Source organism: Streptomyces sp. NPDC096193, assembly GCF_040302905.1.
In the GTDB taxonomy this organism is placed as follows: Bacteria; Actinomycetota; Actinomycetes; order Streptomycetales; family Streptomycetaceae; genus Streptomyces.
Window position 1 is genome coordinate 83,820 of the sequence record NZ_JBEOSJ010000022.1, and the last position, 22,211, is coordinate 106,030.

The following is a 22,211-nucleotide window of genomic DNA, read 5'->3' on the forward strand; positions in this document are numbered from 1 at the left end:
GATCCGAGAGATCGGAAGCGACTCCCGTTCCCCGCACCGTCCTCGGGTGCGGGGAACGGGAAGCCGTGCCGCGGGCGGGAAGCCGGCCGCTTACAGGCCGGGGCCGCGCACCGGGATGGAGGTGAACGTCGGCGCGGGAGCGGGCTCCGTGAAGAAGTCGTTGCCCTTGTCGTCGACCACGATGAAGGCCGGGAAGTCCTCCACCTCGATCTTCCAGACGGCTTCCATGCCGAGCTCCTCGTACTCGACGACCTCGACCTTCTTGATGCAGTCCTGCGCGAGCCGCGCGGCCGGTCCGCCGATGGAGCCCAGGTAGAAGCCGCCGTGCGTGCCGCACGCGTCCGTCACCTGCTTCGAGCGGTTGCCCTTGGCCAGCATGACCTTGGAGCCGCCCGCCGCCTGGAACTGCTCGACGTAGCTGTCCATCCGGCCGGCCGTCGTCGGGCCGAAGGAGCCGGAGGCGTAGCCCTCGGGGGTCTTCGCCGGACCGGCGTAGTACACCGGGTGGTCCTTGAGGTACTGCGGCATGTCCTCGCCCGCGTCCAGCCGCTCCTTGATCTTGGCGTGCGCGATGTCGCGCGCCACGACCAGCGGGCCGGTCAGCGAGAGCCGGGTCTTGACCGGGTACTTGGTCAGCTCGGCGAGGACGTCGTCCATGGGCCGGTTGAGGTCGATCTTCACGACGTCACCCTCCTCGGCGGACTCGCCGAGGTGCTCGTCCGTCGTGTCGGGGAGGAAGCGCGCCGGGTCGGTCTCCAGCTGCTCCAGGAACACGCCCTCCGCGGTGATCTTCGCGGTGGCCTGGCGGTCCGCCGAGCAGGAGACGGCGATGGCGACGGGCAGCGACGCACCGTGGCGGGGGAGCCGGACGACCCGGACGTCGTGGCAGAAGTACTTGCCGCCGAACTGCGCGCCGATGCCGATCTTCTGCGTGAGCTCGAAGACCTTCTCCTCCAGCTCCTTGTCACGGAAGCCGTGCCCCGTGGGGGAGCCCTCGGCGGGCAGCTCGTCGAGGTAGTGGGCGGAGGCGTACTTGGCGGTCTTCAGCGCGAACTCGGCGCTGGTGCCGCCGACGACGATGGCCAGGTGGTACGGCGGGCACGCGGCCGTGCCCAGCGAACGGATCTTCTCCTCCAGGAACTTCATCATGGAGGCCTCGTTCAGGACGGCCTTGGTCTCCTGGTAGAGGAACGACTTGTTGGCGGAGCCGCCGCCCTTGGCCATGAACAGGAACTTGTACGCGCCGCCGTCGGTCGCGTACAGCTCGATCTGGGCCGGCAGGTTGGACCCGGTGTTCTTCTCCTCCCACATGGTGAGCGGAGCCATCTGCGAGTAGCGCAGGTTGAGCTTGGTGTAGGCGTCGTAGATGCCGTGGGAGAGGGCTTCCTCGTCGCCGCCCTCGGTGAGGACGTTCTGGCCGCGCTTGCCCATCACGATGGCCGTGCCGGTGTCCTGGCACATGGGCAGCACGCCGGCGGCGGCGATGTTCGCGTTCTTCAGCAGGTCGAGCGCCACGAACTTGTCGTTGGAGGAGGCCTCCGGGTCGTCCACGATCCGGCGCAGCTGGGCGAGGTGGGCGGGCCGCAGGTAGTGCGAGATGTCGTGCATGGCCTCGGCGGCGAGCGTGCGCAGCGCCTGGGGCTCGACCTTGAGGAAGGTACGGCCGTCGGCCTCGAAGGTGGAGACGCCCTCGGCGGTCACCAGCCGGTAGGGCGTGGTGTCCTCTCCCAGCGGGAGCAGATCGGAGTACGCGTACTCGGGGCCGGGTTGGCGGGAGACAGGGGGCATTACGGCCATTCCTCACTCGGCAGACAGCAGCGCCACCTCCATTGGCAGCGCGCTCCCCAGCGTAGAACGGCCCTCGGGCCCCGGGCTTGTGAGGTAAGGCTCACCCGGCACCCGCCGCCCGGCACCCGACACCCGACACCCGGGTCCGCGGGGCGCGTCCGCATCACTGCCCCCCGGCGCGCCCGAGCCGCGAGCGCCGCCCGGGAGCCCGAGCGGCGTGACGCGCCCGCCCCACTACCCCTAGTCGCGATCTATCGCGTTTCGCTACGCTGGTTCCGTGGACCTCGAAAAGCAGCCCCAGAAGCCCGTCGTCCCCGCGGAGCCCGGCGCGGGGATCCGCGCGTCCGACGCCGACCGGGACCGGATCGCCGACATCCTCCGGGACGCCCTGGCGGAGGGCCGGCTGGACGCCGAGGAGCATGCCGAGCGGATCGACGCCGCCTACCGGGCCAAGACCGTCGGCGAACTCGAACCGCTGGTCCAGGATCTGCCCGCGACCCGGAAGGGCGGCGAGTCCGGTGCGTACGCCTACGGGCCGGAAGCGCCCGCCGGGCCCGCCGAGAACCTGATCGCCGTCTTCTCCAGCTCCGTGCGCAAGGGTCGCTGGCGCGTCGGCCGCCGCACCAACGCCTTCTCGCTCTTCGGGAGCATCGAGATCGACCTCACCGAGGCACTGTTCGAACAGCGGCTCACGGTGATCAACGCGACGTCCCTCTTCGGCAATGTCGAGGTGCGGGTCCCCGAGAACATCTCGCTGCGCGGCAGCGGCACCGGCTTCTTCGGCAACTTCGAAGTGCTCACCCTGGAGTCGGCCGATCCCGAGGCGCCGGTGGTCGTCGTCAACGGGTACTCGGTTTTCGGCAATGTCGAAGCCAAGCCGAAACGCGGCCGACGGGTCTCCGACCTCCACGATCGCCTGCGCAAACACTTCCGCTGACGGCTGGTCCCATGGGCGATTTTCGGCCACGCGCGCTGCTGCGCCGTTCCGCGCCGTAGCACCGCGGTGCCACGCAGTGAATAGGAGTGCGCACAGCGGGTAGGGAGTGCTGCATCGTCTCTCGCTCGCGAAGCCGTCGTCAGGAGTAGACCGTGCTGCAGCTGCCTTACCAGTCCTTGCAGGTCACCGCCGTTCCGGCCCAGCGAGCCGCCAGGTCGGATCAGGACGGACCCTGGCACGCGGACGCGGTGTGCCGTCGGGACGAGGCCGGGCTGTTCTTCGCCCCCTCGAAGGAACCGACCGCCGCACGGCTGTCGCGCGAGGAGGCCGCGAAGCGGGTCTGCGCCCGCTGTCCGGTGATGGTCGAGTGCCGGGAGCACGCACTGCTCCAGCCCGAGCCGTACGGCGTGTGGGGCGGCCTGACCGCGGCGGAGCGCCGGGTGGTGCTGGCCAGGCGCAGGCGGCGCGAGGTCGAGGTCAAGAAGTCGCAGTCTGCGGCCTGAGACGACGCGGACGGACAAGGACGGACGGACAGACGAAAAGGGGCGCCCCCGCACATGGGGCGCCCCTTTCGCTGCCGCTCCGCCGTACCACCGCGGTGTACCGCGTGCCCGGTTCAGGAGCCGCGGCGCATCCGCACCGCGCCGCGGCTCACTGCGTCCGGCTCACTGCGCCCGGTCGAAGTCCACCTGGCTGTACGCGCGCAGCTTCGAGAGCCGGTGCGTGGAGTCGATCTGGCGGATCGTGCCCGACTTGGAGCGCATCACCAGGGACTGCGTCGTGGCCGTCTCCGAGCGGTAGCGCACCCCGCGCAGCAGTTCGCCGTCGGTGATGCCGGTGGCGACGAAGAAGACGTTGTCCCCGCTGACCAGGTCGGTGGTGTGCAGCACCCGGTCCAGGTCGTGGCCCGCGTCGAGCGCCCGCTGCCGCTCCGCGTCGTCCTTCGGCCAGAGCTTGCCCTGGATCGTGCCGCCGAGGCACTTGATCGCGCAGGCCGAGATGATGCCCTCGGGGGTGCCGCCGATGCCCATCAGCATGTCGACGCCGGTGCCCTCGCGTACGGCCATCACCGAGCCGGCGACATCGCCGTCCGAGATGAACTTGATGCGTGCGCCGGTCTCGCGGATCTCCTTGACGATGCCCTCGTGGCGGGGGCGGTCCAGGATGACGACCGTGACGTCCTCGGGCGCGGAGTGCTTGGCCTTGGCGACGCGGCGGATGTTCACCGAGACCGGGGCGTTGATGTCCACGAAGTCCGCGGCCTCGGGGCCGGTGACCAGTTTGTCCATGTAGAAGACCGCCGACGGGTCGAACATGGTGCCGCGGTCGGCGGCGGCGAGTACGGCGATGGCGTTGGGCATGCCCTTGGCGTTGAGCGTGGTGCCGTCGATCGGGTCGACGGCGATGTCGACCTCGGCGCCGGTCCCGTCGCCGACGCGCTCGCCGTTGAAGAGCATGGGGGCTTCGTCCTTCTCGCCCTCACCGATGACGACGATGCCGTTCATCGAGACGGTGGAGACGAGGGTCCGCATGGCCTTGACGGCCGCTCCGTCGGCACCGATCTTGTCGCCGCGGCCGACCCACCTGCCCGCGGCCATGGCGGCGGCCTCGGTGACCCGGACGAGCTCCAGGGCCAGGTTGCGGTCGGGAGCCTCAGGAGAGACCTCGAGCTGGGACGGCAGATTGTTGTCGGTCATCGGAGCGCACCTTTCTGTACGACGACGGCCGGAATAGAGGGTGCTGCGACTCTATCGGTACGTCGACAAAATGAGCAGTGGGGGCCACGTTTGAGCACGCACCCCGGATGCGACCATGGGGGGCGTGGCAGGTATGCGAGGCAGACAGACAGTGCGCGACATGGTGCTGTCGATGGCGGTGATCGGAGCCGTCGTCGCGGTGATCTATGTGTTCATTCCGCACGACGACACAGCGGATCCGGTCAAGGCGGTCGACTACCGGGTCGAATTGCTGACGGCACGGCGAGCGGCACCCTATCCGGTGGCGGCGCCCCAGGGCCTGCCGAAGGAGTGGAAGCCGACGTCGGCGACGTACGCGCGGACCGCCGCCGACGCCTGGCACCTGGGCTTCCTCGACCCGGACGGCGAGTACGTCGCGGTGGAGCAGTCGACCGAGCCCGCTCGCACGTACGCCGCGAAGGTCAGCCAGCGCGCCGAGCGGACCGAGAAGACCCAGCAGGTGAACGGCGTGACCTGGCAGCGCTGGGAGGGTGCGAAGTACGACGCGCTGGTGCGCGAGGACAAGGGCTCCACGACCGTGGTGACGGGAACGGCGTCGATGGCGCGACTGGCGGAGATGGCCGCGGCACTGGAGGTCGAGAAGGCGCCGGCGCCGTCCGCGAAGCCCTGAGGCGCAGCGCCCGGACGGAAATGTTCTGAGACAGGCCTCTGACGGTGGATCCGTTCTGAGGCGGACAGGCGAAAGGCCGCCGCACCCCTGAGAGGGTGCGGCGGCCTTCCGCTGTGACCCGTGCGGTCAGACGGTCGTCACGACGTCCTCGTACGCCAGCCGCGGCGACCGCGGGAAGCTCGCGTTCTCGCCGGGCCTGCCGATGTTCACGATCATCAACGGCGTGTGGTCGTCGTCCAGGAACTCCTTCTGCACGCCCGCGAAGTCGAAGCCCGTCATGGGGCCGGCGGCCAGACCGGCGGCGCGGACGCCGACGATGAAGTACGCGGCCTGGAGGGCGGCGTTGAGACCGGCGGCGTGCTCACGGACCGGGCGCTCGGCGAAGAAGGCGTCCTTGGCCTGCGGGAAGTGCGGGAACAGGGTCGGCAGCTCCTCGTGGAACTCGTTGTCCGCGGCGAGGATCGCGACGAGCGGGGCGGTGGCGGTCTTCGGCCGGTTGCCCTCGGACATGTGGCTCACCAGGCGCTCGCGGGCCTCCTCGGAGCGGACCAGGACGACCCGCAGGGGGCTCTGGTTGAAGGCCGTGGGGCCGTACTTGACCAGGTCGTAGATCGCCTGCACCTGATCCTCGGTCACCGGCTCGTCGGTGAACGTGTTGGCCGTGCGGGCCTCGCGGAACAGGAGATCCTGGGCTGCGGAGTCGAGAACGAGAGTCATGCTGGTCGAACCTTCCGGTGGTGCAGGGTGTGTTCGGTACGCGGGGGTTAACCCTGCCCAGGTAGGTTAAATTTCAACTACTCGCGAATCGTGATCCGACTCACACCCCGCACCCCGCTGACCTGCTCAGTCGTCGGAATCGGCGGAGCCGTCCCCGTCCTCGCCGCCGGACAGAGCCGCGTCCAGACGGGCGCGGGCGCCCTCCAGCCAGTGGCGGCAGACCTTGGCCAGCTCCTCGCCGCGCTCCCACAGCGCCAGCGACTCCTCGAGCGTCGTACCGCCCGCCTCCAGGCGGCGCACGACCTCGATCAGCTCGTCCCGTGCCTGCTCGTAGCCGAGCGTGCTCTCTTCCGTCCTGGCTGCCATGCCGCCCACCCTATTCGCCCCGTTCGTACTCACTCGGACACCCGTACCGCGAACTCGCCCTCGAAGACCCGCGCCCGCAGCTCCTCACCCGCCGCCACATCGTCGGGCGAGCTGACGACCGCCCCGTCCGTGCGCTGGAGCACCGCGTACCCGCGCTCCATGGTCGCCGCCGGCGACAGCGACAGGACCCGCGCCCGGGTGTGCGACAGCTCGGAGTCCGCGCGGTCCAGCAGATGTCCGAGCACCCGCCGGCTGCGCGCGACCAGCGCGTCCACCTCGGCCCCGCGCTCCTCCACCATCCGCTGCGGATGCTCCATCACCGGACGGGCCAGCGCGTGCGCCAGCCCCCGCTCCTCGCGGTCGAGCAGTGCCTGCACCGTCCGCAGTGCGCGGTCCCGCAGCTGCCGCACCCGCTCCAGCTCCTCGCCGACGTCCGGCACGACCTTCTTCGCCGCGTCCGTCGGCGTGGACGCCCGCAGGTCCGCCACCAGGTCCAGCAGCGGCGAGTCCGGCTCGTGCCCGATCGCCGACACCACCGGGGTGCGGCACTCGGAGACGGCGCGCACCAGCTGCTCGTCCGAGAACGGCAGCAGGTCCTCCACACTGCCGCCACCGCGGGCCACGATGATCACGTCTACGTCCGGGAGGCTGTCCAGCTCCTTGACCGCGTGGACCACCTGGGAGACCGCGTGCACGCCCTGCACGGCCACGTTGCGCACCTCGAAGCGGACCGCGGGCCAGCGACGGCGGGCGTTCTCCAGGACGTCGCGCTCCGCGGCGGACGCCCGGCCGACCACCAGGCCCACCCGGTGCGGCAGAAACGGCAGCGGCCGCTTCCGATCCTGTGCGAACAGCCCCTCGGTGCCCAGCGTGCGCTTCAGCTGCTCCAGCCGGGCCAGCAGCTCGCCGATGCCGACCGGCCGTATCTCCACGGCACGCAGCGACAGCTGTCCGCGCGGGGCGTACCACTCGGGCTTGGCGTGGACCACGACCCGGGCGCCCTCCGCCACGACGTCCGCGACCGCGTCGAAGACCTCCCGGAAGCAGGTCACGCTCACCGAGATGTCGTACGAGGGATCGCGCAGGGTCAGGAAGACGACGCCCGCTCCCGGCCGCCGCGACAGCTGGGTGATCTGCCCCTCCACCCAGACCGCGCCGAGCCGGTCGATCCACCCGCCGATCAGCCGGGACACCTCGCCGACCGGCAGGGGCGCGTCCGCTGACGTGTTCAGAGCCATACGGGCGAGCGTATCGGCCGCGTACGACAACACCGCCCGTCACGGCACGCGGCGTGACTCCGCGGCGGGCAGGGGGGTGCGCGGGCGCCTCCGCTGGACCACGAGGACCACCAGTCCCACCCCCAGCCAGACGGCGCCCACCAGCTGCGCCGAGCCGGCCGCCTCGGCGATCACCAGGAGCAGCACGGCCGTGCCGACCACCGGCACCAGCACATGCCGCAGCCGGTCCGGGCGGCCCTCCGCCCGGCGCACGACGAACCATCCGACGACACTCGCGTGCAGCAGCACGAACGCCGTGAGCGCCCCGATGTCGACCACCGACACCAGCTGGTCCAGGCCGTCGTCGAGCCGCGCCGCCCACACCGCCGCGGCCATCGTCACCGCGGCCGCCAGCAGCAGCGCGACCCGCGGCACGCCCGAGTCGGTGCGCGACAGGACGTGCGGCAGCCGCCGGTCCCGGCCCATGGCGAACAGCAGCCGGCCGGCCGCCGCCTGCGCGGCCAGCGCCGCGAACGCCGCGCCGATCGCCTTGCTCACCGCCACCAGATCGTGCAGCCAGGTGCCCACCGAGGCGTCCACCGCGTCGTAGAACGCCGAACCCTGCGCCGCCGGGTCGGCGGCCAGCTCGGCCGACGACACCGGTTCGAGCAGCGCGGCGAGATAGGTCTGCGCCACGAACAGGAAACCCGCGAGGCCCAGGCAGAGCAGCACCGCCCTGGCCACCTTCCGCGATCCGCCGGTGACCTCCTCCGCGAACGAGGCGATCGCGTCGAATCCCAGATACGACAGCACCGCCACCGAGACCGCGCTGAGCACCGCCGCCATCGAGAAGCCCGCGTCCCCGGTGAACGGTGACAGCCAGCCGCGCTGCGCGCCGTCCCGGGCGAGCACCACCACCGCGGACACCGCGAAGACCAGCAGCACGACGATCTCCATCGCCAGCACCGCGAACCCCACCCGGGCCGCCGCCCGCACACCCCACAGATTGAGGAGCGTGGTCACCACGACCGCGATCCCCGTCCACACCCACCGGTCCACCTCGGGGATCAGCGCCTCCAGGGCGATCCCCGAGAAGAGGTAGGCGACGGCCGGGATCAGCAGATAGTCGAGCATCGCCATCCACCCGGCGATGAAGCCCGGCCCCTCGCCCAGCCCCTTGCGGGCATAGGTGAAGACCGAGCCTGCCTGCGGGGCGACCCGCACCATCTGCGCGTAACTCGATGCGGTGAACGCCATGGCGATCGTGGCCACGACGTAGACGAGCGCCACCGCGCCGTTCGACTTCGCGTCCAGGGTGCCGAAGATGCCGACGGGCGCCATGGGTGCGATGAACAGCAGCCCGTAGACCATGAGGTCACGGAAGCCGAGACTGCGCCGCAGCCCTGAGCTCCCTTGATCCGTGCCGCCCTTGCCGTCCGGACCGCTCCCCGTCCCGTCCGACCGGGACACATCCGCCGCGGCCATCCCGCCCTCCGTCCGTCGCGTACCGTTCATCAGTCTTCCTCCGGGCGGTGATCTCCCGCCTCTTCTGGGCGGCCTTACGATGGGGGGCATGACTGCTACGCCTCCTGCCCGCCGCGTCCTCCTCGCCGCTCCCCGTGGCTACTGCGCGGGCGTGGACCGCGCCGTGATCGCTGTTGAGAAGGCCCTTGAGCAGTACGGCTCACCGATCTACGTCCGCCACGAGATCGTCCACAACAAATACGTCGTGCAGACCCTCGAGAAGAAGGGCGCGATCTTCGTCGAGGAGACGGCCGAGGTCCCCGAGGGATCGATCGTGATGTTCTCCGCGCACGGCGTCGCCCCGGTCGTCCACGACGAGGCCGCGGAGCGCAAGCTCGCCACCATCGACGCGACCTGCCCGCTCGTCACCAAGGTTCACAAGGAAGCGGTCCGCTTCGCCGACGAGGACTACGACATCCTGCTCATCGGCCACGACGGCCACGAGGAGGTCATCGGCACCTCCGGCGAGGCCCCCGACCACATCACCCTGGTCGACGGCCCGGACGATGTCGCAGGCATCGAGGTGCGCGACGAGTCGAAGGTCGTCTGGCTCTCCCAGACCACGCTGTCCGTCGACGAGACGATGGAGACGGTGGACAAGCTGAAGGAGAAGTTCCCGCAGCTGATCTCCCCGCCCAGCGACGACATCTGCTACGCCACCCAGAACCGCCAGATCGCGGTCAAGCAGATGGGCGCCGAGGCCGACCTGGTCATCGTGGTCGGCTCGAAGAACTCCTCGAACTCCGTCCGGCTCGTCGAGGTCGCCCTCGGCGCCGGCGCACGCGCCGCCCACCTGGTCGACTTCGCGGACGAGATCGACGAGGCCTGGCTGGAGGGCGTCGCCACCGTCGGCGTCACCTCCGGCGCGTCCGTACCGGACGTACTGGTCGAAGGCGTGCTGGAGTGGCTGTCGCAGCGCGGTTTCGAGGACGTCGAGATCGTGAAGGCCGCCGAGGAGTCCATCACCTTCTCGCTGCCCAAGGAGCTGCGGCGCGATCTGCGCGCGGAGGCAGCGAAGCTGTCGGGTCGGGCGTCCGGGGAGTAAGCGACGGGCCCTGCCCGTAACGTTGTGTCCATGAACGTGTTCGGAGTGGACATCGGCGGATCGGGCATCAAGGGCGCACCCGTGGATCTGGAGCGCGGTGACCTGACACAGGAACGACATAAGGTGCTGACCCCGCATCCGGCGACGCCGGACGCGGTGGTGGACGGCGTCGTCGAAGTGGTGCGTCATTTCGACTGGTCGGGGCCGGTGGGCGTGACGTTCCCCGGCGTGGTGACGAGCGGCATCACCCGCACCGCGGCCAACGTGGACAAGGCCTGGATCGACGTGGACGCGGCCGGACTGCTCAACGAGCGTCTCGGCGGCGTCGGCGTGACCCTGCTGAACGACGCGGACGCGGCGGGCGTGGCGGAGATGACCTTCGGCGCGGGCCGCGGCCGCAAGGGGGTCGTGATGCTGCTGACCTTCGGTACGGGCATCGGCAGCGCCCTCTTCATCGACGGCCGGCTCGTACCCAACACCGAGCTCGGCCATCTGGAGCTGCACGGTCACGACGCGGAGAAGCACGCGTCGACGAAGGTCAAGGAGGACGAGGACCTGAGCTGGCACCAGTGGGCGCACCGGGTGCAGAAGTACCTGGCCCATGTGGAGATGCTGTTCTCGCCCGAGCTGTTCATCATCGGCGGCGGCGTCAGCCGCAAGGCCGACCGGTTCGTGCCGCTGATCGAGGAGATCAGGGCGGAGATCGTCCCGGCGGAGCTGCAGAACAACGCGGGCATCGTGGGCGCGGCGATGGCGTCGGCGAGCAAGTGACGCCGCGGCGGTCCCGAAGGTCCTTCGAAGACAAGCTCTAGCGGCGGGGCGGGGGTGCGGGCCTGGTGCGGCGCTTGCGTCGTGACATCGCCCGCACCTTGCGTACGCAGGTGATCAGCCCCGCCACGAGCGTTCCGCCGTACAGCCAGCCGGCGTGCACGGCGAGCGAGGTGACGACCGCCATGACCTGGCCGCCGACCCCGCCCTCACCGCCCGAGATCGGCACGATCCCGGTGGCGAAGGCGATGGGCACACTGATCGGGGCGGTCACCAGGTCCGCCTCGCGCACCCAGAGCGCGGTCAGCGCGCACACGGGCAGGAAGAGCACCCCGTAGACCACGGCGGAACCGTCGAACAGCAGCCGGACGAGCGAGCCGAGCACCAGCATGGTGGTGGACGCGAAGAGTCCGCCGCCGATACCCGTCAGCCGGGGGTTGGGCAGTCTGCGCAGGGCGAGGACCACGGGGGGCACGTTGCGTGCGGGACGCGTCGGCCGTACCCCGTACACGGCGGGGCCGTCCGCGACCTGCGGGGAGAGGGGCCCGGGAGGCGAAAGGGGTGCCTGCGGGCGCTGCCGGCGCCGGGGGTTGCTCGTCCTGTGCTGCTCCACCCGACCAACGTAGGTTGCGAGCGGGGAGGAATCAGGCACAGGACACGCCCTTTGGGTGACCTTGGCGAAGAGTTCGACTCCCGGCACCCGTCGCTGCGCGGCCGGGGCCGCCCGTAAACTGGGGGATCGGCCCACCATCGGGCCGGGCGCCCATCGCCAGTCCTCACTTCAGGAAGTCGCCAACGTGTCGCTCACGATCGGAATCGTCGGCCTGCCGAATGTCGGCAAGTCGACCCTGTTCAACGCCCTGACCAAGAACGACGTGCTGGCGGCCAACTACCCGTTCGCCACCATCGAGCCGAACGTCGGCGTGGTCGGCGTCCCCGACCCGCGCCTGACCAAGCTGGCGGAGATCTTCTCCTCCCAGCGGGTCCTCCCGGCGACGGTGGACTTCGTCGACATCGCCGGCATCGTGCGCGGCGCGAGCGAGGGCGAGGGCCTGGGCAACAAGTTCCTGGCGAACATCCGGGAGTCCGACGCGATCTGCCAGGTCATCCGCGCCTTCAAGGACGAGAACGTCGTCCACGTCGACGGCAAGGTCTCGCCGAAGGACGACATCGAGACGATCAACACCGAGCTGATCCTGGCCGACCTCCAGACCATCGAGAAGGTCCTGCCGCGCCTGCAGAAGGAATCGCGGATCAAGAAGGACATCGCGCCGAAGGTCAAGGCGGTCGAGGAGGCCAAGGAGATCCTGGAGAAGGGCGACACGCTCTTCTCGGCGGGCATCGTCCAGGGCTCCGGCAACGAGGAGCTCCTGCACGACCTGCACCTCCTCACCACCAAGCCGTTCCTCTACGTCTTCAACGTCGACGAGGACGAGCTGACGGACGACACGTTCAAGGCGGAGCAGAGCGCGCTGGTCGCCCCGGCGGAAGCGATCTTCCTCAACGCGAAGCTGGAGTCGGACCTCGCGGAACTCGACGACGAGGAGGCGCTCGAACTCCTCCAGTCGGTGGGCCAGGAGGAACCGGGCCTCGCCACGCTGGCGCACGTGGGCTTCCGGACGCTGGGCCTCCAGACGTACCTGACGGCGGGCCCGAAGGAGTCCCGCGCCTGGACGATCAAGAAGGGCGCGACGGCTCCGGAGGCGGCGGGTGTGATCCACACGGACTTCCAGAAGGGCTTCATCAAGGCGGAGGTCATCTCGTTCGAAGACCTGGTGGAGACGGGCTCGGTGGCGGACGCGCGCGCGAAGGGGAAGGCGCGGATGGAGGGCAAGGAGTATGTGATGCAGGACGGGGATGTGGTGGAGTTCCGCTTCAACGTGTAACCGATGTGTCACCACCTGTGCGGTGATTGCGCAAGCGTGTCGGAAGGGGTCGGCTCTCCGGAGTCGGCCCCTTCGTCGTCACCGCGCCGGATGAGTGATGGATGCAGACGTGACGTCAGTAAGCAGCCGCCACTGACAGTCCGGCGCGGCCGCCGCCCGGACAATGGGGTGGCGACCTCCGGTGGCATCTGACCGGCTGAACGCGTTACCGGTGCTGATGTGGTGCTGACTTCAGCTGTTCCGGGGCGGTGTGAGCTTGTCGAGGTCCAGGTTGATCTCGAAGGGCACCGGGCGCCGGAGGGTACCCCGGAAGATGCCCGCGGGCGCGTAGGCGCTGGTTGGTTCGTCGAGCTCGTAGACGTGCACGACGGGCGCCCCGTTCTCGTCCTCGACGCACCAGTAGTGCGAGATGCCGGCTTCTGCGTACTTGCGGAGCTTGACCGTGCGGTCGCGGTGGGCGGATTCGGGGGAGACGACCTCGATGACGAGTCGGACTTCATCCGGCGCGAACCAGGTGCGGTCGTCTTCGTACGCGGCCGTGGTCACCAGAAGGTCAGGCTCGGGGCGGTTGCGCGAGTCGAGCTTGATGGTCATCTCGCGGCCGACTCTGACATCGGCCGGCATCTGATCCATGAGGGCGACGGTGAGCATGGTGACGAGGTGGCCGTGCCACCACCTCTGGGGCGACATCATGAAGACGAGGGCTCCGTCGATGAGCTCGGTGTGGCGGGGTGCCTCGGGGAGTCGGTCCAGGTCCTCCGCGAACCAGCCTTCCGCGCGTGGCGGGCGCATCCAGTCGGGCAGTGCGGTCATGGGACAACCCTAGCGATTGTGGCCGTCACGAGGGGGAGTGTGCTGCTCCACCCTCCGTCGTTCAACTCCGTGTGGCGGGGTGCCTCGGGGAGTCGGTCCAGGTTCCTCCGCGAACCAGCCTTCCGCGCGCGGCGGGCGCATCCAGGCGGGCACTGTGGTCATGGTCCTGACGGTAGTCGTACGTAGCCCCCACCCCTCGTGGAAAGATGCCGGCCACGCAGTGGCAGAAACGCACCGAGGGGCGGCATGGCAGTGAGTGCGGGGTCCGGACCGGGTGGGCGGCGGGCGCGGGAGGTGTTGGGGGATGCGGCCGCGCTGCATCGGGCCGCGCAAAGCGTCCTCGGGGATCATCGGCGGGCCGTCGAGGCCGTCCGGGGCGCCCTCGCTCCGTTGCACGACGAGCTGGCCGGCCGCGAGCTCGCGGAGATACCGGTCGCGCGGCTCAAGGACGTCACCGAGGGGCGGCTGAGGCTCGGTGTCATCGAGGCGGCCGGGTACCGCTCCGTGGGGGACGTGCTGGCGGCCGACCGGTACCGGCTGCGGCAGATCCCCGGGGTCGGGCAGCAGACAGCCGATCAGGCGCTCGCCGCCGCCCGGCAGATCGCCGAGGCCGTCGGGGAGACCGTCGCCGTCCGTATCGACGTCGACAACCCCGAGCCCCGCACCTCCGCGCTCGTCGTCGCCCTGCACCGGCTCGTCGAGGCCGGTCCCGACGCGCGGCGGGCCGTCGACGCCGCCGAGGCGCTGGACCGGCGGCTCGGGCCGCTGCTCGTGGAGGCCGCGCCGGCCGCTGGGCGGCTGCGGATGTGGCTCGCCGGGCAGGAGCGGCGGGAGCGGGTCCACGCCGCGCTCGCCGAGATCCTCGCGGTGACCGAGGAGGCCGGGAGCCACGACGTACCCGTACTGCTCGGGCAGGCCTCCGTCGACCTGCTGCGTGCTCCCGCCGACGACATCGAGGCCTGGGTCGACTTCGAGCTGCGTTCCGCCGAGTACTACAGCCTGCTGGCCGAGATCGCGGGCCGTGGGCCCGACCTCGCGGCGGCGGAGGGGTTCCTGCCCGGTGAGGTGGCCGAGCGGGTGCGCGCGCAGCCGCTCGACGACAGCCTCCGCCGGGTCTCGTTGCGCGGCTACCAGTCCTTCGGCGCGCGCTTCGTACTGGCTCAGCGCCGCGTCGTCCTCGGCGACGAGATGGGCCTCGGCAAGACCATCCAGGCCATCGCCGCCCTGGCGCACCTCGCCGCGACCGGGCAGCGCCACTTCATGGTGGTGTGCCCGGCGAGCGTGCTGATCAACTGGACGCGGGAGGTCTCGGCGCGCAGCGCCCTGCGGGCGGTTCCGCTGCACGGTCCGGACCGGCAGGAGGCGTTCGCGGAATGGAAGGACGGCGGCGGTGTCGCCGTCACGACGTACGACGCCCTGCGCGGCTTCCCCGTCCCGGGCGTCGGGGAGCTGGGCATGCTGGTCGTCGACGAAGCGCACTACGTGAAGAACCCCGGGGCCCGGCGGTCGAGGACCGTGGCCGAGTGGGCCGCCCCCTGCGAGCGGGTCCTCTTTCTCACGGGGACGCCCATGGAGAACCGGGTGGCGGAGTTCCGCAGTCTCGTACGCCACCTCCAGCCCGAACTGGCCCCCGAGATCGGGGGAGTCGAGGGTGCCGTCGGCTCGCGAGCGTTCCGCAGGGCGGTGGCGCCGTGCTATCTGCGGCGCAACCAGGAGGACGTACTCACCGAGCTGCCCAGCCTGCTGCACACCGATGAGTGGGAGGAACTCAGCGCCGCGGATCTGGACGCCTACGCGGAGGCCGTGGACGCGGGCAACTTCATGGCGATGCGCAGGGCGGCGTACGTCCACGCGGAGCAGTCGGCGAAGCTCCAGCGGTTGCGCGAGCTGGTGGCCGAGGCGGCGGACAACGGGCTGAAGGTGCTGGTCTTCTCCTACTTCCGCGATGTGCTGGAGACGGTGGGGGAGGCGCTGGGTCCGCAGGCGTACGGCCCGATCTCCGGGAGCGTGCCGCCCGGGCGGCGCCAGAACATCGTGGACGAGTTCAGTGCGGTGGCCGGGCATGCCGTGCTCCTCGCCCAGATCGAGGCCGGCGGGGTCGGGCTCAATCTGCAGGCGGCCTCCGTCGTGATCATCTGCGAGCCGCAGATCAAGCCGACCATCGAGCACCAGGCGGTGGCACGCGCGCATCGGATGGGGCAGGTCCGCGCCGTGCAGGTGCACCGGCTGCTCGCCACGAGCGGGGTGGACAAGCGGATGCTGGAGATCCTGGAGAACAAGTCACGGCTGTTCGACGCCTACGCGCGCCGCAGCGACGTCGCGGAGGCCACTCCCGACGCGATCGACATCTCGGACGGATCACTGGCCCGGCAGATCGTCGAGGAGGAACAGCGGCGGCTCGCGGCTCGGGGCTGAGGGGCTGAGGCGCTGCGAACTCACCGCCCCGCCGCCGGCAACCGGCCCGCCCCGCCGCCGGCGACCGTCCCTCCCCGCCAGCGGCGACCCTCCCGTACCGCCTCCCGCCGGCGCCCCGCCTGCCCGCACCGCCACCGTCACCCGCCACCATCAGCGCCGTAACCCGCGTCCGCCAGTTCCGCCACGACCTCCGCATGGCAGCGCTCCGGCACGCACCAGCAGCCGAGCCTGCGCCCACGCAGCTCCGGAAGCATCGCCAACAGGTCCGGCCGGGACAGCAGATGGTCCCGGTACATCGCGACCACCTCCTCGCGGGTGCCGTCCTTCCCCGGCCGGAAGGGGCTCGCCAGCGGGGATCCGGCGAGGTGCCAGCCCCCGCGGTGCATGGGCCTGCCGACATAGACGACGTCCGCGTAGTCGGGGTCGTCGCGGTGGCCCTTGAGATTGACGACGGTCGTTCCGGTCATGGAGTGGATCCTCCGTCGTCCGGGCCGTTACTGCCAGGTGAAGACGCCGGAGTGCTCGCGGAACGCCGCCCGGACGCCCTGCTCGATCGTGTCGGCGGTCCGGGCGCGGCGGCCGTACGACGGCTTGTGTCCGGTGCGCGAGGCCGGGGGACGCCTGTCGCATCCGCGTGTACGGGTACGTTCCTGCTCGCCGAGTCGGGCGTACTCGACGGGCGCCGGGCGATCAGCAGCCGGTGGCCGGCACCGGTCTCCGCACGCGCACCCGGCGGTGAGGCTGGACAGGACGCGGATGGTCATCCGTCGGACGGTGATGACGGCGGGCGCGGTGTTCGGACACGTCGATCCGGCGCTCGCCGGGTCACCTCGCGAGTCCGCGGCCACGCGGTCGTCCGGATGGGCAGCCCCGAGGTGGCGGACCTCGTGGCCCGCCACCTCGTCGTCGACGATCGGCCTTCCCGGTCGGCGTACACGAGATCCTGCCGCGCGAGCGCACCCGCAGCACGGCGGAGGCCCTGCGCGGCCGCTGACACCCACCCACCTCAGCCCTTGCGACGCGCCGTCAACTCCCGTACCCCCGCGGGCTTCTCCGCGTCCTTCGAGCGCACCGTCACCCGGATGTGCCGCACCGCGGCGCCCACCCTGAACGGCGCCCAGTGCACGGCGTCCTTCGACGCCTCGACGGTGTACGCGGCGGGGCGCACCTCGGTCCACCGCGGGGTCACCGACGCGAGCGCCGTCGGGCGGCCGAGGTCCGCGGTCAGCGTCCCGGTCGCGCCGTCCGGCACCCAGGCCGTCGCCCCACTGCCGTCCACCGCCGCGGCCGCGTACATACCGGGCTCCTCCGAGGACGCGGTCGCCGTGACGCACCGCGCCGCGTTGTCCGTCGGCGCGACGTCCGGGCGGCGCGTGGGCAGGGTGACCGTGTCCTTCAGCAGGACCGGTCCGGCGGGGGTGTGCAGCGTGAACGGCTCGCCCTGCGTCAGCCGTACCGTCGTCCGGCGCGCGCCGAGCGCGATGTCGTACGTACGCCCCTGCCAGCGAAGGCCCCGCAGGGTGACACCGCTCGCCAGCTGCGGCGGCAGCATCGGGGCGATCCGCACCCCGTCCTCCCGCAGCCGCAGGCCCGTGAGCCCGTGCGTGAAGACCTGAAGGAAGCCGCCCTTTCCGGTGAGGAAGTCCTGCGCAGGCGAGCCCGCGAGCGGATCGTCGGCCCCCGCCTTGTCGCCCCGGGCCTCGGCGAACGTGGCGAACGGGCCGCGGACGAACGGCCTGATCGAGCGCTGAAGATAGGTGTACGCCGAGCAGCCCGGCTCGCCGATCTCCGCCGCGTCGATGGCATGGACCGAGTCGGTCATCGCGGGGCCGTCGGGGTCGGTGCGCTCCGCGTAGTAGTCGAGGGTGGCCGCGCCCGCGCCCTTTTCCATCGGCCATTCGAGCGGGTAGGTCAGCAGCACGGTGTCGGCCTGCTTGATCCGCGAGCCGTTGTACCCGGCGTACTGGAGGAAGATCTTCCGCCGCGGGTCGTAGGGAATGCGCAGACCGTCCGCCGTCCTCCGCCACTGCGGCGGCGCGCTCTCGCCGAGGAGCGCGGCGGCGCGGATCGCATGGCGCAGGGCGGTCGCCGCACCGGCGTTGGTGAAGACCCCGTCGTCGACGCCGTTGCTGTACTCGTCGGGGCCGGCCACGTCCTTGACGGAGTAGCTGCCGTCCGGGTTGGCGGTGACGCGCGAGACCCAGAACTCGGCGACGCCTTTCAGCAGCGGCCAGCCCCGCTCGCGCAGCCAGTCGCGGTCGCCGGTGGCCAGGTAGTACTGCCAGACGGCCAGGGAGACATCGCCCTGGAGGTGGTTCTGGGTGAGACAGTGCGGCGGATTCCAGCTCTGGCACTCGGACCAGAGGGCGCCCTCCCCACCGCTGGTCCAGGGGTAGAACAGGCCCTTGAAGCCGAGCTTGGCGGCGTTCTCGGCGGCTGCCTCGCGGGTGCGGTGGCGGTAGTCGACGACCGAGCGCGCCAGCTCCGGGCGGGTGGCGAGCAGGCCCGGATACATCCAGGTCTCCGCGTCCCAGAAGATCAGCCCCGCATAATTGTCGCTCGTCAGACCGGTCGGCGCGAGACTGTCGGAGGAACCTCGGCGAGAACTCGCCAACAGGCCGTACTGCGCCGAGCGCAGCCAGGTCTGCAGCTCGGGCCGGCCGGGGGTGAGCACGTCCGCCGCCCAGAGTGTCGACCAGGCCGCGGTGTTGGCGTCCATGAGCTGCTGCCAGCCGCGGTCGGCGGCCCGCCGCGCGGCGGCCCGGGCGGAGCGCCGGGGATCCGGCGAGGTGAGCGAGGTGTCGACGCCGACGTACTTGACGTACTCGCGGACGGCGCCGTGCCGCGCACGGCGAAGGGTCGTGACGACCGCGCCGTCCGTCGCCGTCCCGTCCGTGCGGAAGGTGTTCTCGCCGGTGCGGGTGACCCGGCGGGCACCGCGCCAGTCGAGCCGGTCGGTGACCTCCGGCTCGCCGCCCCCGTGCGGGGTGAGCCGCAGGCGTACGGCTGCCGTGTGCGGATCGGACCGGTCGGTGACGACGTCGAGGACCAGGTCCGTCTTCCGGCCGTCGGCGGTCGTCCAGGTCAGCGAGGTGCGCACGAGACCGCAGCGCCGGAAGACGGTCTGGCGGTAACCGGAGATCCGCGAGGCCGGTCCGAAGGTCTCGTCCCCCACCTGTACGTCGAGTGTCGTCCAGGTGGGCAGGGCCGCGAGGACCTGACGGTCGGCGGTGGTATCGGGGTTGTGCGCGTACAGCCCGGCGGCGAAGGACCCGTCGTAGCGGGGCGTGAACAGCGGCCAGCCGGTCTCGGCCGCGCTCTCGGCATAGCCTGAACCGAGAGGCGGTACCCGGGTGCCGAGATATCCGTTTCCGGTGTACGCGTGGTTGTCCCCGGCCGCGTCGGGCGTGGTGGACGTGGGTGCCCAGGCGGGATCGGTGTCGCGCTCGCAGGCCACGGACGCGGGCCGCGCGGGCCCTGTCCCGGTCCCGGCGTACGAGACGGCGGGGAAGGCCGGGAAGGCCGTGGCGATCAGGGCGCTCGCGACCAGTGGTGCGAGTGGGGAGATCCGCGAGAGGCTCATCGCAGGACCCTATTTTTCGGACGGTCCCGAGCGGGGGAGGACGCGCTGGGTGACCGGTCGACCGTGAGGAGACGTGAGGGACATGTCGTACCCGGACCCGAAGTACCTGGGCGAGAAGGGCGAGACATCCGCGACGTTCCGCCCCGTGGACACCGCCGCCGACGTGGTGTCCGCGAGCGGCAGCCGTACGCACTACCTCGCCACGGGCGCGGCCACCGGCGGTGAGTTCGGGCTCTACCGGATGGACATGGCGCCGAGGGGCGGTGGTCCGAGGACGCATTTCCACAAGTCGATCTCGGAGTCGTTCTTCGTCATCTCGGGGACGGTGCGGCTGTTCGACGGCGAGAGCTGGATCGACGGGACGGCAGGTGACTTCCTCTACGTTCCGCAGGGCGGACTGCACGCCTTCCGCAACGAGTCCGACGACCCGGCGTCGATGCTGATCCTGTTCACGCCGGGGGCGCCGCGCGAGGAGTACTTCGAGAAGGTCGCGGAGGTGGCGACCGAGTGGTCGCCGGAGGACCAGGCGGAGTTCTACCTCCGGCACGACACGTTCTGGACGGAATGAACGGACGGCATGAGCCGGCGGGCCCGCCGGACGGCAGGAACAGACCGGCCCGCCGGACGGCATGAACAGACGGGCCCGCCAGACATCATGAACAGACCGGCTGAACAGGCCCACTGAACGCACGATCCGGACAAACGCGAGGGCGGGCCGGGGTGTTGCCCCTCCCGCCCCCGATCGTGTGCGGCCGGGCACGCGCCCACTGGGACAAGGCCGCCCGCGCCCAGGGGGAGGACTCCTTCTGGGACCACGCTCTGCGGGGCGAGGACACCTTGGTCCAGGCGACCGAGGTCTCCGCACGGCGCGCTCTCGGACTGACGTCGGTGCCGCCGCCGGACGATTCGGGGGCGTGACCGCGGGCGGGACCCGGTCGCCGCGAGGGCGAACCCGGCCTACGCGAACGCGAACCCTGCCGCCGCGACGGGCGAACCCGCCGATGCGAACACGATCCCTGCCGCCGCGACGGGCGAACCCGCCGATGCGAACACGATCCCTGCCGCCGCGACGGGCGAACCCGCCGATGCGAACACGAACCCTGCCGCCGCAACGGATAAACCCTGCCGAAGCGAACGCGAACGCGAACCCGGCGCCTGCGCACACGAAGCCGGCGCCCGGGCTGTCATGGCCCGGACGCCGGCTTCCGCGTGTTCCGCCCGCGCGCCGCTAGCGGCGCGAGAGCCCGCGGTCGACGGCCGTCATCAGCTCGCCGTTCGCGGTGTCCCCGTCCAGGGACCAGAACATGGCGCCACCCAGACCCCTGTCACGGATGTACGAGGACTTGGTGCGCAGCACCTGCGGGTCGTCGTACGTCCACAGGGTGGTGCCGTCGAAGAGCCAGGCGTGTCCGCCGCGCCGGTCGCGGTGCACGGTGTACGTGCCCGCGTCGGCCAGCTTCTTGAGGGCTTTGTAGTCCTCGTACCCGGCGGCCCAGGTCGCGGGCGCGGGAGCGGTCGCCTGCTGGTTCAGGCCGTCACCGCCGCCCGTCACGCCCGTCCAGCCCTGGCCGTAGAACGGCATGCCCACCACCAGCTTGCCGGCCGGGGCACCGCGGCGCTGCCAGTCGCGCACCGTCTGGTCGACGCTGAAGTCGTTTCTGGCGAACAGCGCGGACTGCTGCGCCGTGGTCTTCTCGCCGGACACATGGAAGTCGTAGCCCTGGAGGTTGACGAAGTCGAAGTCCCGCATGATCTTGTGGACCTCGAAGCCCGCGTCGATCTTCTCGGGCGCGGTCGGCACGAAGGCGCTCAGCTCGTAGTGCTTGCGCTTCTTCTGCGTTTTGGCGTACGCGTCCAGCTGTGTCCTGAACTCGTGCACCAGGGCGGTGAAGTTCCGCTTGTCCTCGGGGCGGTAGACCGTGTCCGTGTCGCCCGCCGAACCGGGCCACTCCCAGTCGAGGTCGATGCCGTCGAAGAGCCCGGCCGCCGCGCCCGCGCCGCCGCGCGCGCCGTCCACCGGCAGGTTGCCCTTGATGTAGAGGTCGATGCAGGAGGAGACGAACGCCTTGCGGGAGGCGGGTGTGCGGGCCGCGTCGGAGAAGTGGGTGGACCAGCTCCAGCCGCCCAGGGAGATCATCACCTTGAGGCCGGGATGCTTGGCCTTGAGCTCCCGCAGCTGGTTGAAGTTGCCCGCGAGCGGCTGTTCGGCGGTGTCGGCGACGCCGTCCACCGAGTTCTCCGCGTCGAGCGGGCGGGCGTAGTCCGCCCAGGCGTCGGCCTCTCCGGGGATGTTCCCGGTGAAGCATTTGCCCTCGGCGTTCACGTTGCCGAAGGCGTAGTTGATGTGCGTGAGCTTGGCGGCCTGGCCGCTGGTGTCCATGTCCTGGACCTGGAAGTCCCGGCCGTAGACGCCCCACTGGGTGAAGTAGCCGACGCGCTTGTACGAGGGGCCGCCGTGGCTCTGGTCGGCCGCGGCGGGCGCCGGTGCGTTGGTGCCGGCCGACGCGGCGGGGGCGAGCGCCGCGAGGAGTGAGAGCGAACAGGCTGCAACAGCCGTCCGGACAAAGGTTCTTCGACGCATGGGACTCATTCCTGTGCGTGTGCCGGAAGGTTTTGTGAACGGAGTTGTGCTGCCCAGGAACGTATTGGTCTGGACCATTGAGGTCAAGAGGTCGGCACGGATGACCGGCCCGCCCGCGGCAAACCGCGACGCACCGGCGACTCATCACTTCGAGTGAAACTTTGGCCTACAGTTGCGGTCAACAACCGTCGGTTGCCAGGCTGT

General features: G+C 70.8%; 21 protein-coding genes. 9 read left to right on the forward strand and 12 right to left on the reverse strand.

Annotated elements, in window-relative coordinates; all coding sequences use genetic code 11:
• Positions 1 to 90: 90 nt before the first annotated feature.
• Complete coding sequence (locus ABTX78_RS27255) at positions 91 to 1,788, reverse strand: fumarate hydratase (RefSeq protein ID WP_352209441.1); 1,698 nt, start codon at positions 1,786 to 1,788, stop codon at positions 91 to 93.
• Between the two features lie 277 nt (positions 1,789 to 2,065).
• On the opposite strand from ABTX78_RS27255, the gene ABTX78_RS27260 reads away from it, so the two are divergent.
• On the forward strand, positions 2,066 to 2,725 hold the full coding sequence (locus ABTX78_RS27260; RefSeq protein ID WP_352209442.1) for a DUF1707 SHOCT-like domain-containing protein: 660 nt from the start codon (positions 2,066 to 2,068) through the stop codon (positions 2,723 to 2,725).
• Between the two features lie 152 nt (positions 2,726 to 2,877).
• A complete protein-coding gene (locus ABTX78_RS27265) occupies positions 2,878 to 3,228 on the forward strand; it encodes a WhiB family transcriptional regulator (protein ID WP_352209443.1) in 351 nt (116 codons plus the stop codon).
• 162 nt (positions 3,229 to 3,390) lie between these two features.
• Here the strand turns inward: ABTX78_RS27265 and glpX are convergent, their stop codons facing one another.
• Positions 3,391 to 4,422: a class II fructose-bisphosphatase gene (gene glpX, locus ABTX78_RS27270; protein WP_352209444.1), complete on the reverse strand. Its 1,032-nt coding sequence runs from the start codon at positions 4,420 to 4,422 to the stop codon at positions 3,391 to 3,393.
• A gap of 133 nt (positions 4,423 to 4,555) precedes the next feature.
• On the opposite strand from glpX, the gene ABTX78_RS27275 reads away from it, so the two are divergent.
• Positions 4,556 to 5,092, forward strand: coding sequence for a DUF4245 domain-containing protein (locus tag ABTX78_RS27275; RefSeq protein WP_502993979.1), 537 nt, complete (start codon positions 4,556 to 4,558; stop codon positions 5,090 to 5,092).
• 126 nt (positions 5,093 to 5,218) lie between these two features.
• On the opposite strand, the gene ABTX78_RS27280 is transcribed toward ABTX78_RS27275, so the two are convergent.
• From ABTX78_RS27280 to ABTX78_RS27295, 4 genes are all read right to left on the reverse strand, one after another.
• On the reverse strand, positions 5,219 to 5,809 hold the full coding sequence (locus tag ABTX78_RS27280) for a malonic semialdehyde reductase (RefSeq protein ID WP_352209446.1): 591 nt from the start codon (positions 5,807 to 5,809) through the stop codon (positions 5,219 to 5,221).
• A 126-nt stretch (positions 5,810 to 5,935) separates the two neighbouring features.
• On the reverse strand, positions 5,936 to 6,175 hold the full coding sequence (locus ABTX78_RS27285) for an exodeoxyribonuclease VII small subunit (protein ID WP_352209447.1): 240 nt from the start codon (positions 6,173 to 6,175) through the stop codon (positions 5,936 to 5,938).
• Between the two features lie 29 nt (positions 6,176 to 6,204).
• Positions 6,205 to 7,413, reverse strand: coding sequence for an exodeoxyribonuclease VII large subunit (xseA, locus tag ABTX78_RS27290; protein ID WP_352209448.1), 1,209 nt, complete (start codon positions 7,411 to 7,413; stop codon positions 6,205 to 6,207).
• 39 nt (positions 7,414 to 7,452) lie between these two features.
• Positions 7,453 to 8,877 carry an APC family permease gene (locus ABTX78_RS27295; protein WP_502993980.1) on the reverse strand — a complete coding sequence of 475 codons (1,425 nt, stop codon included), beginning with the start codon at positions 8,875 to 8,877 and terminating at the stop codon, positions 7,453 to 7,455.
• A gap of 79 nt (positions 8,878 to 8,956) precedes the next feature.
• Between ABTX78_RS27295 and ABTX78_RS27300 the strand changes: the two genes are divergently transcribed.
• Together ABTX78_RS27300 and ppgK are read left to right on the forward strand one after the other, a co-directional pair.
• Positions 8,957 to 9,961 carry a 4-hydroxy-3-methylbut-2-enyl diphosphate reductase gene (locus ABTX78_RS27300; RefSeq protein WP_502993978.1) on the forward strand — a complete coding sequence of 335 codons (1,005 nt, stop codon included), beginning with the start codon at positions 8,957 to 8,959 and terminating at the stop codon, positions 9,959 to 9,961.
• Positions 9,962 to 9,991: 30 nt separating this feature from the next.
• The gene (ppgK, locus tag ABTX78_RS27305; protein ID WP_352209451.1) at positions 9,992 to 10,732 is read left to right on the forward strand and encodes a polyphosphate--glucose phosphotransferase; all 741 of its coding nucleotides are present in this window, start codon (positions 9,992 to 9,994) and stop codon (positions 10,730 to 10,732) included.
• 37 nt (positions 10,733 to 10,769) lie between these two features.
• Here ppgK and ABTX78_RS27310 read toward each other — a convergent pair whose 3' ends face one another.
• Positions 10,770 to 11,342, reverse strand: a complete 573-nt coding sequence (locus ABTX78_RS27310) for a DUF6542 domain-containing protein (RefSeq protein WP_352209452.1) — start codon at positions 11,340 to 11,342, stop codon at positions 10,770 to 10,772.
• A gap of 184 nt (positions 11,343 to 11,526) precedes the next feature.
• On the opposite strand from ABTX78_RS27310, the gene ychF reads away from it, so the two are divergent.
• Positions 11,527 to 12,615, forward strand: a complete 1,089-nt coding sequence (gene ychF / locus ABTX78_RS27315) for a redox-regulated ATPase YchF (protein ID WP_313944338.1) — start codon at positions 11,527 to 11,529, stop codon at positions 12,613 to 12,615.
• A 231-nt stretch (positions 12,616 to 12,846) separates the two neighbouring features.
• On the opposite strand, the gene ABTX78_RS27320 is transcribed toward ychF, so the two are convergent.
• Entirely contained in the window at positions 12,847 to 13,428 is a 582-nt protein-coding gene (locus ABTX78_RS27320) for a Uma2 family endonuclease (RefSeq protein WP_352209453.1), read from the reverse strand.
• Between the two features lie 246 nt (positions 13,429 to 13,674).
• Between ABTX78_RS27320 and ABTX78_RS27325 the strand changes: the two genes are divergently transcribed.
• Entirely contained in the window at positions 13,675 to 15,843 is a 2,169-nt protein-coding gene (locus ABTX78_RS27325) for a DEAD/DEAH box helicase (RefSeq protein WP_352209454.1), read from the forward strand.
• A 137-nt stretch (positions 15,844 to 15,980) separates the two neighbouring features.
• Here the strand turns inward: ABTX78_RS27325 and ABTX78_RS27330 are convergent, their stop codons facing one another.
• The 3 genes from ABTX78_RS27330 to ABTX78_RS27340 form a co-directional block, all read right to left on the reverse strand.
• Positions 15,981 to 16,310 carry a DUF4326 domain-containing protein gene (locus tag ABTX78_RS27330; protein ID WP_352209455.1) on the reverse strand — a complete coding sequence of 110 codons (330 nt, stop codon included), beginning with the start codon at positions 16,308 to 16,310 and terminating at the stop codon, positions 15,981 to 15,983.
• Between the two features lie 27 nt (positions 16,311 to 16,337).
• Positions 16,338 to 16,607, reverse strand: coding sequence for a hypothetical protein (locus tag ABTX78_RS27335; RefSeq protein ID WP_352209456.1), 270 nt, complete (start codon positions 16,605 to 16,607; stop codon positions 16,338 to 16,340).
• Positions 16,608 to 16,849: 242 nt separating this feature from the next.
• Positions 16,850 to 19,426 (reverse strand): discoidin domain-containing protein, encoded by a 2,577-nt coding sequence (locus tag ABTX78_RS27340; protein ID WP_352209457.1) that lies wholly within the window; start codon positions 19,424 to 19,426, stop codon positions 16,850 to 16,852.
• Between the two features lie 82 nt (positions 19,427 to 19,508).
• Between ABTX78_RS27340 and ABTX78_RS27345 the strand changes: the two genes are divergently transcribed.
• Complete coding sequence (locus ABTX78_RS27345) at positions 19,509 to 19,994, forward strand: cupin domain-containing protein (protein ID WP_352209458.1); 486 nt, start codon at positions 19,509 to 19,511, stop codon at positions 19,992 to 19,994.
• A gap of 152 nt (positions 19,995 to 20,146) precedes the next feature.
• Entirely contained in the window at positions 20,147 to 20,344 is a 198-nt protein-coding gene (locus ABTX78_RS27350) for a hypothetical protein (protein WP_352209459.1), read from the forward strand.
• A gap of 310 nt (positions 20,345 to 20,654) precedes the next feature.
• On the opposite strand, the gene ABTX78_RS27355 is transcribed toward ABTX78_RS27350, so the two are convergent.
• Positions 20,655 to 22,007, reverse strand: coding sequence for a glycoside hydrolase family 18 protein (locus tag ABTX78_RS27355; RefSeq protein WP_352209460.1), 1,353 nt, complete (start codon positions 22,005 to 22,007; stop codon positions 20,655 to 20,657).
• Positions 22,008 to 22,211 lie beyond the last annotated feature (204 nt).

What these genes read in the sequence shown, in the direction of transcription:
- ABTX78_RS27255 (WP_352209441.1), bottom strand. Translation starts at nt 1,788, where the DNA reads ATGCCCCCTGTCTCCCGCCAACCCGGCCCCGAGTACGCGTACTCCGAT.
- glpX (WP_352209444.1), bottom strand. Translation starts at nt 4,422, where the DNA reads ATGACCGACAACAATCTGCCGTCCCAGCTCGAGGTCTCTCCTGAGGCT.
- ABTX78_RS27275 (WP_502993979.1), top strand. Translation starts at nt 4,556, where the DNA reads ATGCGAGGCAGACAGACAGTGCGCGACATGGTGCTGTCGATGGCGGTG.
- ABTX78_RS27280 (WP_352209446.1), bottom strand. Translation starts at nt 5,809, where the DNA reads ATGACTCTCGTTCTCGACTCCGCAGCCCAGGATCTCCTGTTCCGCGAG.
- ABTX78_RS27285 (WP_352209447.1), bottom strand. Translation starts at nt 6,175, where the DNA reads ATGGCAGCCAGGACGGAAGAGAGCACGCTCGGCTACGAGCAGGCACGG.
- xseA (WP_352209448.1), bottom strand. Translation starts at nt 7,413, where the DNA reads ATGGCTCTGAACACGTCAGCGGACGCGCCCCTGCCGGTCGGCGAGGTG.
- ABTX78_RS27295 (WP_502993980.1), bottom strand. Translation starts at nt 8,877, where the DNA reads ATGGCCGCGGCGGATGTGTCCCGGTCGGACGGGACGGGGAGCGGTCCG.
- ABTX78_RS27300 (WP_502993978.1), top strand. Translation starts at nt 8,957, where the DNA reads ATGGGGGGCATGACTGCTACGCCTCCTGCCCGCCGCGTCCTCCTCGCC.
- ppgK (WP_352209451.1), top strand. Translation starts at nt 9,992, where the DNA reads ATGAACGTGTTCGGAGTGGACATCGGCGGATCGGGCATCAAGGGCGCA.
- ABTX78_RS27320 (WP_352209453.1), bottom strand. Translation starts at nt 13,428, where the DNA reads ATGACCGCACTGCCCGACTGGATGCGCCCGCCACGCGCGGAAGGCTGG.
- ABTX78_RS27325 (WP_352209454.1), top strand. Translation starts at nt 13,675, where the DNA reads ATGGCAGTGAGTGCGGGGTCCGGACCGGGTGGGCGGCGGGCGCGGGAG.
- ABTX78_RS27330 (WP_352209455.1), bottom strand. Translation starts at nt 16,310, where the DNA reads ATGACCGGAACGACCGTCGTCAATCTCAAGGGCCACCGCGACGACCCC.
- ABTX78_RS27335 (WP_352209456.1), bottom strand. Translation starts at nt 16,607, where the DNA reads ATGACCATCCGCGTCCTGTCCAGCCTCACCGCCGGGTGCGCGTGCGGA.
- ABTX78_RS27340 (WP_352209457.1), bottom strand. Translation starts at nt 19,426, where the DNA reads ATGAGCCTCTCGCGGATCTCCCCACTCGCACCACTGGTCGCGAGCGCC.
- ABTX78_RS27345 (WP_352209458.1), top strand. Translation starts at nt 19,509, where the DNA reads ATGTCGTACCCGGACCCGAAGTACCTGGGCGAGAAGGGCGAGACATCC.
- ABTX78_RS27355 (WP_352209460.1), bottom strand. Translation starts at nt 22,007, where the DNA reads ATGCGTCGAAGAACCTTTGTCCGGACGGCTGTTGCAGCCTGTTCGCTC.